Origin of the sequence: Campylobacter concisus (genome assembly GCF_002913225.1) — a bacterium.
Lineage (GTDB): Bacteria > Campylobacterota > Campylobacteria > Campylobacterales > Campylobacteraceae > Campylobacter_A > Campylobacter_A concisus_J.
Window position 1 is genome coordinate 35,360 of sequence record NZ_PPAW01000057.1, and the last position, 13,132, is coordinate 48,491.

A 13,132-nucleotide genomic window follows, 5' to 3' on the forward strand; every position below is an offset into this window, starting at 1 on the left:
TAATCGGCAGATTAAAAAATAACTAAAGTTAAGGAAAATTTGATGGCAAAAGAGACGAAGTATATTTTTATCACAGGTGGCGTTTTAAGCTCACTTGGAAAAGGCATCGCAGCTGCGTCTATCGCGACATTACTTAAAAATTCTGGCTTAAAGGTGAGCGTTTTAAAAGCTGACCCATATATCAACGTAGATCCAGGCACGATGAGCCCACTAGAGCACGGCGAAGTCTTTGTTACAGACGATGGCGCTGAAACAGACCTAGATCTTGGTCACTACGAGAGATTTTTAGATGAGAGCCTAAGTCAGGATAATAACTTCACAACAGGCAGAGTTTATAGCTCAGTCATCGAAAAAGAGCGACGTGGCGACTACCTTGGAAAGACTATCCAAGTGATCCCCCACATCGTTGGCGAGATAGTTGATCGTATCAAAAAAGCGGGCGAGGGCAAAGATGTGCTCATCGTTGAGATAGGCGGAACCGTTGGCGACATCGAGGGCTTGCCATTTTTAGAGGCGATAAGAGCGCTAAGAGTAGAAGTTGGCAAAAAAAGAGCGCTAAATATACACCTAACACTAGTGCCATTTATAAAAGTAGCTGGCGAACTAAAGACAAAGCCAACTCAGCATAGCGTAGGCGAGCTAAGACGTATCGGCATAAGCCCAGATATCATCATCTGCAGGTCTGAAATGCCGCTAAACCGCGAGCTAAAAGATAAGATCGCAGCAAGCTGTGGCGTAGAGAAAAACTGCGTTATAGAGAGCTTAGATAGCGCAAGTATCTATCAAATTCCACTTTCATTTTTAAAGCAAGACATCCTAGTGCCGATCGCTGAAAATTTAGGCTTTGGCGAGCTAAAACCAGACATGGCAAACTGGGATAGCCTAGTAAAAAGGATTATCGCTCCAACAAACGAAACAACAATCGCCTTTGTAGGCAAATATATCGATCTAAAAGAGAGCTACAAGAGCCTAACTGAGGGCATCATCCATGCTGGAGCAAATTTAGACGCTAGAGTAAATTTACGCTGGATAGATAGCGAAAAGATAGAAGAGAGCAACGTAAATGAGCTTTTAAAGGATGTGGATGGCATCTTGGTAGCTGGCGGTTTTGGTGAAAGAGGCGTTTTAGGCAAGATGCAGGCCATAAAATTTGCTCGTGAAAATAAGATCCCATATCTTGGAATTTGCCTTGGTATGCAGCTAGCGATGATCGAGTTTGCAAGGGATGTTTTAGGCTTAGAAGATGCAAATTCTATGGAGTTTAACAAAGAGTGCAAAAATCCTATCATATATCTAATAGATAGCTTCATCGACGCCCACGGCAAAAAGCAGATAAGAACGCACACAAGCCCACTTGGCGGCACGATGAGACTTGGTGCTTATAACTGTGACATCAAGCCAAAGACGCTTTTGGCTGAAATTTATGGCAACGCAAAGAGCGTAAAAGAGCGCCACCGCCACCGCTACGAGGCAAATCCAAAATACAAAGAGGTCTTTGAAAAGGCTGGCCTTATAGTAAGTGGCGAAAGCGACGGACTAGTAGAGGCGATCGAGCTAAAAGGACATCCGTGGTTTGTAGGCGTGCAATGTCACCCTGAATTTACTAGCCGCCTAACTAGACCAAACCCTGTGATCTTAGGCTTTATCAAAGCAAGCCTAGCTAATCATGTAAAATGATAAATTTGCAAAAATATTTAAGTAAAGATAAAGTATATGATACATAAAATTGCATCATAATTACTATTGAAGGGATTAATATGAAAAATTGTGTTTTAAAAGGTGTTTTAGCACTTTCACTTGCTAGCTCATTTGCATTGGCTGAAGGTGGATTTGCTGGGGTTGAGGGTGGCTATGATTTTAACTCAAAGCTAACTGGTGGTTTAAAGGATAATAGACCAAACATAGGTATAAAGGGTGGTTATGACTTTGATATGGCCAGAGTCTATGGTGGATACTTCTACCACGCTAAAGCTAAAGATAGCCATGGCAGTATAGTGGATGCAAAATGGACAAATCATAAATTTGTAGTAGGTGGCGACTATACACCAACTATAACTGAAGACTGGAAATTAATTGCTGGTCTTTATACTGGTCTTTCAACAATAAATTTTAATGCATATAACAATAAAGGTGCTGTTATAGAGATGTATGATGTTACAAAAGTTGGTTGGCTATTGGGTGCTAAAGTAGGTGGCGAGTATAGTTTTGATAAAAATAATGCACTTGAATTTGGCTTAAAAACTGATAAAACTTGGTATCCTTCAGCGTATAATCTTGATTTTAAAGCAACAGATGTCGGCGCTTACCTAGGCTACACATATAAATTTTAACTTTTGGGGTCTTATGACCCCTTATTTTTACTTAAAATTTCTCTCATTTTTTACCTCAAATTTACAATGGCTAATTTATAAAGAGTATCAATTTAACAAAAGTTTTTTGCCCTAAAAATCTTACTTTCAATGAAAATTATAAGAAATTAAATTTCAAAAAGATATAATCAAAGCATTCAAAATAAAGACGAAAGATTACGATGAAAAAAAAGCATTTTTGTTGCCAAATTTTTGGCAGTTTGGGCGTAAATTTAAGTGAGCAAATAGCATTAGTAAAAGTTGGCAGAGCGTCAAAAAGTCCTTGCCAAAGCTATGTTAACTAAAGAGGATATTAGGAATTTACTAGCACGTAGATTTTGTAACGACATACACAAAAAACTTAGTGAAATTCCAACGCCAAGCGCCCTAAAAGATATCTATAAAGGCGCTAATCGCATCAAAGAGGCGATCGAGAGAAACGAGCATATTGCCATTGTTGGCGATTATGACGTTGATGGCGTGGTTTCAAGTGTGATTTTAGCCGAGTTTTTTGATGACTTTGGTGTAAAAAACTACCTAGTAAAGATCCCAAATCGCTTTAAGGACGGATACGGCTTAAACCCTGAGATCATCGACGAGCTTGCAAACGATGTGAGTCTAATAATCACCGTCGATAACGGCATCTCAGCAAATGAGGCAGCTAGCATCTGCAAAGAAAAAGGCATAGATCTCATCATCACAGATCACCACATGCCACCAGCCGTTTTACCAGAAGCCTACGCTATCATCAATCCAAAACAAGAGGATTGCAATTTTCCAAATATCGAAATTTGCGGTGCTGAAGTGGCTTGGTATTTGGTTGGAGCACTAAAGGATGTTTGCAAGCTAAACTACGATATGAGCAAGTTTTTAGAGCTTTTAGCCATCGCGATAATCGCTGATATGATGGAGCTAAGAGATATGAACAGGATGCTCGTTCGCATGGGTATTTGCAAGTTAAATGCCTCGAAACGCTCGGCATTTTACGTCATAAAAGAGTTTTACGGCAAGGATAAATTTGAGTGTGATGATATCAGCTTTCTTATAGCGCCTCTTATAAATTCAGCCGGACGCATGGATGATGCGATGAATTCATTTAACTTTTTGCGTGCAAAGAGTATCGAAGAGGCTTACAACTACCTTGATACGATCATTGAATTTAACAACTCCAGAAAAGAGGAGGAGCGCCAACTCTTTGAGTGCTCGTTAAAGGACGTAAAAGAGGACGATGAGGTCATCATCACTTGGGGCGAGCAGTGGCATGAGGGCGTGATAGGCATTGTGGCCAGCCGCCTGGCAAAGCACTTCGCAAAGCCAGCTATCGTCTTTAGCATCGATAAAGGCCGCGCAAAAGGCAGTGCTAGAAGCGTTGGCAAGCTTGATATCTTATCACTCATCGCAAGCCACGAAGATCTGCTAACAAGCTACGGCGGTCACAAAGGTGCAGCAGGGCTAACGCTTGCGCCTGAAAATTTGGAAAAATTTAAAGAGGCGATAAATAAAAGCTGCTCATGTCTAAATATGCAAGAGTGCAAAAGCTCTGACGAGCTACTTGGCGACATAATGCCAAGCGAGATCGACTTTGAGTTGCTTGAAATTTTGGAATTTTACGAGCCATACGGACAGAAAAATCCACGCCCAGTCTTTAAGATAGAAAATGCCGTCGTTAAAAACGAGAGGCTTATAGGCAGGGATCAAAACCACTTAAAACTTATCTTGCAAAAAGATAATAAAACGCTTGAGGCGCTATTTTTCAACTTCACAAGGCACGTTAGGGTGGGTGAGATGGTGGATATCATCTTTTGCGTGTCTAAAAATTCGTTCCGCGGGCTTGTTACGCCGCAGCTTCTTATACGAGAAATTTTATAGTTTTCTGCCTAGTCGTTTGAAATTTAATCACTAAATATCTTTAAAACCAAAATGCTGACTACGCTCCAAACATCACTGAAAACTTTAAAGCTGTGCTTGGTGGTTACGCTGGTCTTGGCTATCTAAGCGTTAGAGAGAGATTTGAAAACGAAACTAGCAAGAAAAATTTTAAAGGTTTGCTAGTTGGCGCAAAAGCAGGCGGTCAGTACTCGTTTGACGCTCACAACGCGCTTGAGTTTGGCTTAAAAGCTGATAAGACATTTTATAAGAAAAATAGCGGCGCTCAGCTAAGAGATACAAGTGTGGGAATTTACGCAGGCTACACTTATAAATTCTAAATTTATGGCAAGGCTTAGGCTTTGCCTCTCCCAAAAAACTCAAATTTGATCTTAAATTTATAACTCATGCAACCTTTAAGTGATGTGAGGTAGAATGGCTCTTATCTAAAAAGGAGAAAAATGAAAACCAAATCGCTTCTTGCCATTGTGCTCTGTGCCGTTTTTGGTAGCCTTGCCTTTTGCGAACCAAAAAGCGAGCCAATGCTAACAAAAAGTAGAGATTTGGTTGGTCAGACGGCGCCAGGCGCTATTTTAGGCATTAGGGTGCCAAAGGGGCATCAAGCTAAATTTGATAGCGCAAAGCCTAGGATGCAGGAATTTTTAGCAAATATGGCATGCTATAAGGCTAATAAAAATGATAAATTTATGGAGGGTGGCACAAGGGCACCTGCGCTAAGAAGAGATGATAGCCATTTTAAAAGGACTAGTGGCACTTGTAGCGACAGCGTAGATATCTTTAGTATAGAAAATGTGAAATTTATCGACAAAAACGCATTTAGTTTTAGCGTTACATTTATCACAGCAGATGGCGAAGAAACTACAAAATTTGATGATATTATATTTACGCAGCACCCTAGCGGTGAGTGGCTAGTTAGGTGGCAGTAGCGGCAATGCCTCTACTCTCTGCCCTCAAGAAGTGGCACAAAAAGACACTCGTCTAAAAACTCTTTTTCTAAATTTCCACTCTCGTCTTTTCTAAATTTAGCGATAAACTGCTTGCCATCTTTTTTCATCGGAGCGACCAAGATACCGCCATTTTTTAGCTGGCTAAATAAATTTGGCGAGATCTCATCAGCAGCAGCCGAGAGTAAAATTCTATCAAACGGCGCGTAGCTTCGCCAGCCGTTGTTGCCATCATCATATCTTACGTGCACGTTTTTGATCTTTAGCGCCTCGAAGCGTTTTTTGGCATCCATGGCTAGCTTTTCTATGCGCTCGACACTAAAAATTCTATGTGCAAGTTTGCTTAAAATAGCTGCTTGATAGCCACTTCCACAGCCTATCTCTAGGATATTGTCCATATTTTCGCACTCTAGCGCCATCGTCATCTTTGCCACCGTTAGCGGCGAGCTAATCCACTGGTTGCCAAGGATTGGCTGTGCGTCAAGCTTGTAAGCATGTGCAGCGATAGGCACGAAAATCTCGCGCTCGGTCGTTGATATCGCGTCAAACAAAAGCGGACTTAGCGTGATCTCGTCGGCTATGTCGCTAGCTAAATTTTGGCATTTTATCGCTTCTAATTGGGTCAAAATTTCTATCCTAAACAAATTTTAAATCGCTATTATACGATTTAAAGCTTATCTTAAAATTTATAAAAGCCCTAAATTTTTCTTTATCTGCGCTATCAAATTTGCGTCAAAAACCGCGCTTGCTTCTAGCGTACCATCTGGCAAAAAGACCCCGGCGGTCTCAAGATCTAGCGAGCTTGAGATCATGACGTAGCAGTTATTTGCGATCGCAAGTGCCTTGCAAAGGCTGAGGTAGGCTTCCTCTCTGGCCTTGCCCCACATGGTTGGCACCATGATGATGTCGCACCCCTTTAGCTTTGCCCAAAGCCTGCTATCGCGCAGCTCAAAACAGATCAGCACGCCAAGCTTTAGCCCTTTAAATGTAAAGGCATTTATATCGCTCACCTCGCCGGCGGTAAAGATCTCATGCTCTAAATTTGGCCTAAAAAGCTCAGCCTTAAACTGCGAATGAAAGACGTTGTTTGAGTTAAGAAGTAAAAATTCGTTATAAATTTTTGGTTGGTGTGGATTTATATTTGAAATTTGAGCGAGCCCTACGCTTTTGTTTAGGCTAGTAAGGTGCGTAAAACCTAGAAATTTATCTGGGCTAAGCGCCTCTTGCAAGCGCTCAAGCAGCATCGCATCAAAGCTGCCTATCATGCCACCAAGCATCGCTTTGTTCGCCCCAGCAAAAAAGCCGTCAAAGTCATAGCCGCTGATGCAAAGCTCACTTGCAAGCAGGAGAGAGTTTTCTGGCGCAGCCTCAACTAAATTTGCAAGCTCTTCTAGGCGCTCGGTAGCATTTTTTGCCTTTAAAGTTAGGCTTATTAGGTTTAAATTTTCTCTCATCTATTTTTCAAATACAAATATCATAGGTTTTTCATCATGGCAGTCTTTTGGAATTTTGTAGTTTATATCCGTGCCACCGATGTTTGGCGTAGCTTTTAAAATAACGCTTATAGCTGTGGTTTTGTCTTCCCTCTGCGAGAGCGGGTCGTTAAAAATCCAGACCTCGAAGCCAAGACCTCTAACCTCATCATGCAAGACCACTCTTATCTCTTTTAGGTCTTTTGCCTCAAAGCCACATTGCTTGTTTATGTCAAGCATCACGTCATTTCCTAGAACAGATCCTAGCGGTGCGAAACTTGGTGCAATTTCGCCGTTTGGCATCTCTTGATAGACTTCCGCTTGGCTTGTCTCTTTTACTTTAACAAGTTTGTGGGCGGGGAAATTTACGAGATTATCTCGGTTTGCCATGTCAACGATCCTTTGGCTACTGCTCGCACACCCAGCCAAAAGCACGCAGGCAAGGGATAAGATACTATTTTTAAAAGTCGTCAAAGCTGATACTTCCTTTGCTGTAGTTTGTCACCTTTGCTTCAAAGAAATTTGACTTTTGGTCGTTAAATTTCGCAAAGTCATCGACCCATTTGATCGGATGAGCGACGTTGTATTTGCGTTTTAGACCGATCGCAACTAGGCGTTGGTCGATGAGATAGTGGATATACTGCTCGATGATATCGTCTGTAAAGCCCATTATTTGGTTTTGGGTGATGTATTTACCCCATTTGATCTCTAAATTCCCAGCTTTTTCAAACATATCATAAATTTTCGCCTCAGTCTCAGGCGTAAAGAGGTCAGGTCTTTCCTTGCGGACTGAATTTATCATGTTTTGAAACAAAAGCAGGTGCGTGATCTCGTCACGTTGGATAAAGCGGATCATCTGCGCTGAGCCTAGCATCTTGCCAGCGCGAGCTAGAGCGTAGATCGCCGTAAAGCCGCTGTAAAAGTAGATGCCTTCTAAAATTTGGTTGGCAACCATCGCAAGAAGTAGCTTCTCGTCAGTCACTTCGCCCGCAAGCTCCTCGTAGACGCTTGAGATGTAGTCATTTTTCTCGCGCAAGACGTCGTCGTGCTTCTCCATCTCGTAGATGAGGTCGGTGTTGTCACAGATCGCCTCGACCATGACAGCGTAAGACTTGCTGTGGTTTGCCTCTTCGTAGGCTTGGCGGCTTAGCACGGCGTTGATCTCTGGTGCGGTGATGTAAGGGTTGATGTTGTCAGCTAGGTTGTTTGTCTGGAAGCTATCCATCGAGATGAGCTGGCTCCAGACGAGATCGTACATGCGTTTTTCAGCCTCTGTGAGGTTGTAGGCATAGTCGCGCACGTCGTCTGTGGTATCGACCTCTTTTGGAAACCAGGTGTTGGCCTCCATGAGGTCCCAAAGCTTTAACGCCCACTCGTATTTCGCCTTGGTGAAATTTAAAATGCCGTGTGGGTTGCCGTTAAAGACTCTTCTGTCTGTCAAATTTTCATTTGAACTTGGGTTGTAAATGCGTTTTCTGTTCATAAATTTTTCTCTTGTCTGTGATAAAAATTTCTTAAAATCTTACCCAAAGCAAGGTAAAAATTTACTTTTATTTAGAGTGCCTTAGTCCTTTTTATGGTCATCAAAAAGCCAGTTATTATTAGTAAAACGGCGATCACGCAAGATAGGGCAAAGACGATCTGACCGATCTCACCAAACATCTCTCCAGTGTGCAAGCTAAGCACCTTGCGGCCCGCTTTTTTAGCTTCTGGGATACTTTCAGCCTTGCTAACAAGCTTATTTTCTTTTATCTTGCCAGCGCTTGCGTCAAGCTTTAGTTTGCCTACCTGACTCTCGCTAGTTTCGTAGTTTATAGTGTAGGTGCTTTGATTGTTTTCAGGCACGTTTATCGTAAGAGATTTTAGCTCTAGCGTGACATTTTCTTTAAAAATTTGCTCTGCAGCCTCGATCTCTTTAAATTTTTCATCGCTTATTGGGATTAAATTTCTTTGAGGCATTGCCCTTTGCGCCTGACTTGGTTTTAGCTCGAAAAATACGCTATTTACGCTGTTTCTGACCCAGCCATAAGACCAGTAAAGGCCAGTTAGCGACATCACGACAAGCAGGATCGCCACGTATGTGCCAAGGCTCGTGTGGAGGTTGTAAAAGCAGGCATAGCCTTTTGCACTTGGCTTGATTTTGAGCGAATTTAGGAAATTTCGCTTGATCGCTGGGGCGTAGAGGATGAGACCGCTAATGGCAAGCAGAGCCATGATGATCGAGCTAATGGCGACTATTTGCTTGCCGATGTTGGCTGGGACTTTGCTATCAAGCAGGGCAAGGCCTAAATTTCTATGCAGGCTTAGTATTATCATGCGAGTTTTCTCGCCCCAGTCCTCGCTGATCACCTCGCCACTTCTTGGATCGATAAAGAAATTTAAGAGCTTTTTATCTTTAGTGACGCTGATGCTATAAGCTTTGTTTTCACCGCCGATTTGTACGTTTTCAAGCGTGTCAAATTTGATCTCACTTTTTGCCTTGGCGAGGATCTCGCTTAAGCTTAAATTTGGCTTTTCGCTAGGTGCTAAATTTATATATTTTTCATTTATCGCAGATTTTATCTCCTCTCTGTAAGAGGCAAATGGCGCTGCAAGCGTCATGATAAGTAGCGGTATAGTCGCGATTAGACCGATTATTAGGTGGATGTTGAAAATGATTTTGTTACGCTTGAAAAGCATATATCTCCTTTTAGATTTTAATAACGAATATTAATTTATTTTTTGTTAAGTAGAGATAAAATTTAGAAGGTTTTTTAAGTTATGAGAGAAAATTTGGCTACTCATTGGCACGATAGACCACTAGGAAAAGAGTTCTATTGGCAAAAAGCGCTTTTTGCCTTGTAAATTTATCTATTTTGAGTGATCGGCAGGAGATACTCAAAGGTTTTGATGGCTGCGTTTAGATCCTTTTTGTTTAGAGATTTAAATGGCTTTAGCAGGTAGTAAAGTGGCTTAAATTTTACTATTAGTTGTAGCGAGCGCGAGTAAATTTGAGCGCCACCAGCGTTAATGTATTCATTGACCACTTCTTTTACCAGCTCATGTGAAATTTTTTGTCGGCAGAGCTCGTGGATGAAAACTAATAGGTCGCGGCATTTTTGAAGTTCTATGTCGTGAGTAAAAAATTTTGACTCAAAATCTAGAAATTTTATCTCGCCATTTTTTATGGCGATATCTCTAAGTGCTGGGCGTCCGTGTGCGAAATTTAGCGCGTGAAGTCCAGCTAGTGCGCGGGCTGCTTTTAGCAAAATTTCGTGTTTATATTTTTCATCGTTACTATATTTAAATAGTCTAGCAACTGGCTCGCCAACATCTTCTATAACGAAAAATTCATCGCTTTTTAAAACGAGTTTTGGCGCAGGAGCATTTGCTTCGTTTAAAATTTTAAGCTTTTTTATCTCAGCAGCAAATGACATATAAGGGTTTGGTTTAAAAATTTTAGTTAAAAAGCCACCTTCGATGCTCTTTTCAATGCGTTTTAACCAAAATTTTTGCCCATCAAATTCAAAGCTAAATACACGCTCGTCGCGGTGATCTTTTAAAATTTCATTTACATATTGTTTTAAATTCATCATTTCGTAATATATCGGAAGAATTCTGAATTTTTATATATTTTAGTTAAAATTTCATGAAAAACGTAGAAATTTTTGTAAGTAAAAAAAGAAAATAAAATCATGGTGGAGTTAAGCGAAAAATGATTTTAGCTTTAAAGTCCGTTATTATCGTATTTTTAGAAAATTAAAATCAATAATTTTTACACTCAAACTTGCACTCGAGTTTTTTAAGGTTCAAGCGATTAAATTTTTGGTTATGAAAAGTTTAGTTTTCAATACAAAACTATCATAAGTGCCTAAAATAGGGGATTGTGAAGTTGTAAAGTTAAATGATTTAAGTTTCAGACGCTTAAAGTAGTCGTTTTGGCTTAAGAAAAATTAGTTTTCATCTCTTTTTTGCTCGAAAACTTAATTAAGGTTATTTTGTGAAACGTTATCGCTTTTATACGTTTCACGCTTGCCACTCGTTAGCCTTGTAAATGCCTAGCACATAAATAACCTCATCATCTATCAAGTAAGGTATCACATAACTTTTAAAAATCAAGTCACGAATGCTCTCATCATTAAAATTAATAGACTTACGGCAAATAAAAGGTGTCTGTGCTGTGCGTTCTATCTTTGCGACAAGTTCGTTTCTAAACTCTCGTGCTCTGTTTAGGCTGTCTTTGGCTATGAAGTCAAACGCAGCTTTTAATTCGTGGTTAAAACGTGCTGTGCGTCTAACTACCATTTTTCCATCTCGGCTTTTAACGTTTCTAGTGGATAGGTTTCAAGCTCTCCGCGTCTGATAGCTTCAATATCCGCTTCGTAATCGGCTATCCTTTGCTTCATCGTCTTGCCGTCGTCGTAAATCGGATAATCCTCATCGATAATTAGCTTTTGATTAGTCGTGTTAGCTAGAGCCTTACTTATCGCTACTATTTGGCTTATTAATGCTTCGTCTGCTCGTATTGTTAATGTCTGCATTTGTAACCCTTTCTTTTGATTATTTTAGCTTGTATTGTTAAAATTTAGTCTGAAATGTGTCCCCAAATACCACTAGGCTTATTTTTAAACTCACTAATTGCCATTGTGAGCGTATCGACCTGGTCGTCGTGTAAGTGGCTGTTATCGGCGGTAAATTTCTCGCACTCATCCACAAAATCACTAACCCACGTTGCGACACTAGGTAAATTTACGTATCCGCTCTCAATGTAGCCCACAACGTCTAAAACTCTAGTGTATTTATCCTTTTGTGGCGTTACGGCTCTTACTGGGATATTATTTTCACGTTTTATTTTTTGAATTAGCCCCGTTCCGCTTGATTTGTCCTCTATGTAAAACATTAGTCCGTTATATGTTGATCTGTGCTTGGCAAAAAAATCTTTAGTAGTATTTTCAAGCTCTACTGCGTCCCATTTGCCACGTTTTAGGTCTAGTAGATAAATGGCGTTGTCATATCCTAAGCCAGCTAATAATAAAACGCTGTAATCGTTTTGCTCGCCAGTCTTTTGGGCTGTATCCATAAAAACGCCTACACGCTTAATTCTTGGTGCTACATCATAACGACCAAACCACGCCCCTTGTATAATATCTCCGCCCTTAGTGCTTGGGTGCTGTTGATAAAGGGCGTTCCACGCATAAGACCCTAAGGCACTCTTTATTTTTAATAGTCTGTTTAAATCGTATCTTTCTGGGTGTAATGCCTCTCCCTCTTTTCGGTGCTCCTCGTCGTGTTCGGCTATTGCTGGAAAGGATAAAATTTCCCATTTGTCGCCGTCTTTTTGAGCTTCTTTTATTAGCCGTCCTGCTAAGTCGTCCTCGTGCCACCTTGTCATGCCTAATAATATGCCACTCTTAGGGCTTAGTCTTGTGTAAAGGGTTGTAACATACCAGTCCCACACTCTATCCCTAAAAGTTGCACTATTTGCTTCTGCTGCGTCCTTAATAGGGTCGTCAATAATTGAAATATCTGCACCCATACCCGTAATACCTCCGCCTACGCCAGCACTCCTATACGCGCCCGTGTGTCCTACAATCTCAAATATTTCGCTATTTCTAAGGGCGTTTTGCGTTACGGTTACGACACGCTTTGAATTAAGTTTTGTTTCTGGGAAAATTTCGGCGTAAGGCTCGCTCATTATTATACGCTGCACGTCCCTATTCATTCTTGTGCTTAAATCGCTCGAGTATGAGCTGGCGATTATTTGCAAATTTGGGTTTTTACCAAAAGCCCACGCTGGGAAAGCCCTACTAAATAACTCACTTTTGCCACTTCTAGGCGGTGCAAATATCATTAAACGAGGTTGCTTACCCTCCATTATGTTGAGATAAAAACGCTCTAGCTTATCTGCAATTTCTTTGTTAAACCAGCCGACCTGATAGCTTGGGTTGATTTCAGTTACAAAGCGAATTAAGCTACGTCTTGCAAGCTCGTTTTTAATTTGCTTTTGAGAGTATTGCGTCAAGTGTTTCGAGTTCATCATCACTTAGCCCTGACAAGTCTAGCTCTGGCTTTTGGTTTTGCTGCGTATTGTTATTGTTAATAATCGTTTGTGGCTCTTTGCCTAGTATGGTCTCTTTATTTCTTGCTGTTATCCTGCTGTGAGCTTCAATGTCGCCTATTGTTTTGGCATTTTTTAGCATTTCATTAGCTCTTTTTTGATTTGTTAATGCTGCGTTTTGAAAAAAGATGAGGTGTTTTGTAGCCTCACTTATTACCTCATTTACGCTGTTAATTTGTTGTAAATTTTCGTCTGCTAACTCCGTTTTAAAGGCTACTTCTGCGTTAATTTTTTCTTTAAATTTTGGTGTTAATCCTTTGACTATCTTATGGACTGCTACGTGGCTAACTCCTGCTCTTTCTGCTATTTGCCTGATCGAAAAAAATCCAGTATGAAAGTCAGCTAATATTTTTTCTCTGATCTTGTCTGTTATTTTTGCCATTA

The 13,132-nt window shown here is 40.7% G+C and carries 15 protein-coding genes; 5 read left to right on the top strand and 10 right to left on the bottom strand.

Features of this window, described 5'->3' with window-relative positions; translation table 11 throughout:
- The first annotated feature begins 42 nt into the window (after window positions 1-42).
- The 5 genes from CYP26_RS08810 (at window position 43) to CYP26_RS08830 (ending at window position 5,161) form a co-directional block, all read left to right on the top strand.
- Complete coding sequence (locus tag CYP26_RS08810; RefSeq protein WP_021088456.1) at window positions 43-1,677, top strand: CTP synthase; 1,635 nt, start codon at window positions 43-45, stop codon at window positions 1,675-1,677.
- An 80-nt stretch (window positions 1,678-1,757) separates the two neighbouring features.
- The gene (locus tag CYP26_RS08815) at window positions 1,758-2,330 is read left to right on the top strand and encodes a hypothetical protein (RefSeq protein ID WP_103631134.1); all 573 of its coding nucleotides are present in this window, start codon (window positions 1,758-1,760) and stop codon (window positions 2,328-2,330) included.
- Between the two features lie 312 nt (window positions 2,331-2,642).
- Window positions 2,643-4,217: a single-stranded-DNA-specific exonuclease RecJ gene (gene recJ, locus CYP26_RS08820; protein ID WP_103631135.1), complete on the top strand. Its 1,575-nt coding sequence runs from the start codon at window positions 2,643-2,645 to the stop codon at window positions 4,215-4,217.
- A 92-nt stretch (window positions 4,218-4,309) separates the two neighbouring features.
- Window positions 4,310-4,555: a hypothetical protein gene (locus CYP26_RS08825; RefSeq protein WP_103631136.1), complete on the top strand. Its 246-nt coding sequence runs from the start codon at window positions 4,310-4,312 to the stop codon at window positions 4,553-4,555.
- Window positions 4,556-4,675: 120 nt separating this feature from the next.
- Entirely contained in the window at window positions 4,676-5,161 is a 486-nt protein-coding gene (locus CYP26_RS08830; RefSeq protein WP_103631137.1) for a hypothetical protein, read from the top strand.
- Between the two features lie 11 nt (window positions 5,162-5,172).
- Here the strand turns inward: CYP26_RS08830 and CYP26_RS08835 are convergent, their stop codons facing one another.
- The 10 genes from CYP26_RS08835 to CYP26_RS08880 all read right to left on the bottom strand — a co-directional run bounded on the left by CYP26_RS08835 (window position 5,173) and on the right by CYP26_RS08880 (window position 13,130).
- The gene (locus tag CYP26_RS08835) at window positions 5,173-5,805 is read right to left on the bottom strand and encodes a protein-L-isoaspartate(D-aspartate) O-methyltransferase (protein ID WP_103631138.1); all 633 of its coding nucleotides are present in this window, start codon (window positions 5,803-5,805) and stop codon (window positions 5,173-5,175) included.
- Window positions 5,806-5,865: 60 nt separating this feature from the next.
- A complete protein-coding gene (locus CYP26_RS08840) occupies window positions 5,866-6,633 on the bottom strand; it encodes a carbon-nitrogen hydrolase family protein (protein ID WP_103631139.1) in 768 nt (255 codons plus the stop codon).
- Window positions 6,634-7,125 carry a hypothetical protein gene (locus tag CYP26_RS08845; protein ID WP_103631140.1) on the bottom strand — a complete coding sequence of 164 codons (492 nt, stop codon included), beginning with the start codon at window positions 7,123-7,125 and terminating at the stop codon, window positions 6,634-6,636.
- Window positions 7,112-8,134, bottom strand: a complete 1,023-nt coding sequence (locus CYP26_RS08850; protein ID WP_009494790.1) for a ribonucleotide-diphosphate reductase subunit beta — start codon at window positions 8,132-8,134, stop codon at window positions 7,112-7,114. The genes CYP26_RS08845 and CYP26_RS08850 overlap by 14 nt, the downstream gene beginning before the upstream one ends.
- Window positions 8,135-8,205: 71 nt before the next feature.
- Window positions 8,206-9,330 (bottom strand): PepSY-associated TM helix domain-containing protein, encoded by a 1,125-nt coding sequence (locus CYP26_RS08855; RefSeq protein ID WP_103631141.1) that lies wholly within the window; start codon window positions 9,328-9,330, stop codon window positions 8,206-8,208.
- 167 nt (window positions 9,331-9,497) lie between these two features.
- Window positions 9,498-10,226 (bottom strand): spore coat protein, encoded by a 729-nt coding sequence (locus CYP26_RS08860; RefSeq protein ID WP_103631142.1) that lies wholly within the window; start codon window positions 10,224-10,226, stop codon window positions 9,498-9,500.
- 430 nt (window positions 10,227-10,656) lie between these two features.
- Window positions 10,657-10,935 (bottom strand): type II toxin-antitoxin system RelE/ParE family toxin, encoded by a 279-nt coding sequence (locus tag CYP26_RS08865; protein WP_103631143.1) that lies wholly within the window; start codon window positions 10,933-10,935, stop codon window positions 10,657-10,659.
- On the bottom strand, window positions 10,929-11,171 hold the full coding sequence (locus CYP26_RS08870) for a hypothetical protein (RefSeq protein ID WP_021083829.1): 243 nt from the start codon (window positions 11,169-11,171) through the stop codon (window positions 10,929-10,931). The genes CYP26_RS08865 and CYP26_RS08870 overlap by 7 nt, the downstream gene beginning before the upstream one ends.
- Window positions 11,172-11,215: 44 nt before the next feature.
- Window positions 11,216-12,670 (bottom strand): phage terminase large subunit, encoded by a 1,455-nt coding sequence (gene terL, locus CYP26_RS08875; protein ID WP_103631144.1) that lies wholly within the window; start codon window positions 12,668-12,670, stop codon window positions 11,216-11,218.
- Window positions 12,624-13,130 (bottom strand): glutamyl-tRNA amidotransferase, encoded by a 507-nt coding sequence (locus tag CYP26_RS08880; protein WP_103631145.1) that lies wholly within the window; start codon window positions 13,128-13,130, stop codon window positions 12,624-12,626. The genes terL and CYP26_RS08880 overlap by 47 nt, the downstream gene beginning before the upstream one ends.
- Window positions 13,131-13,132 lie beyond the last annotated feature (2 nt).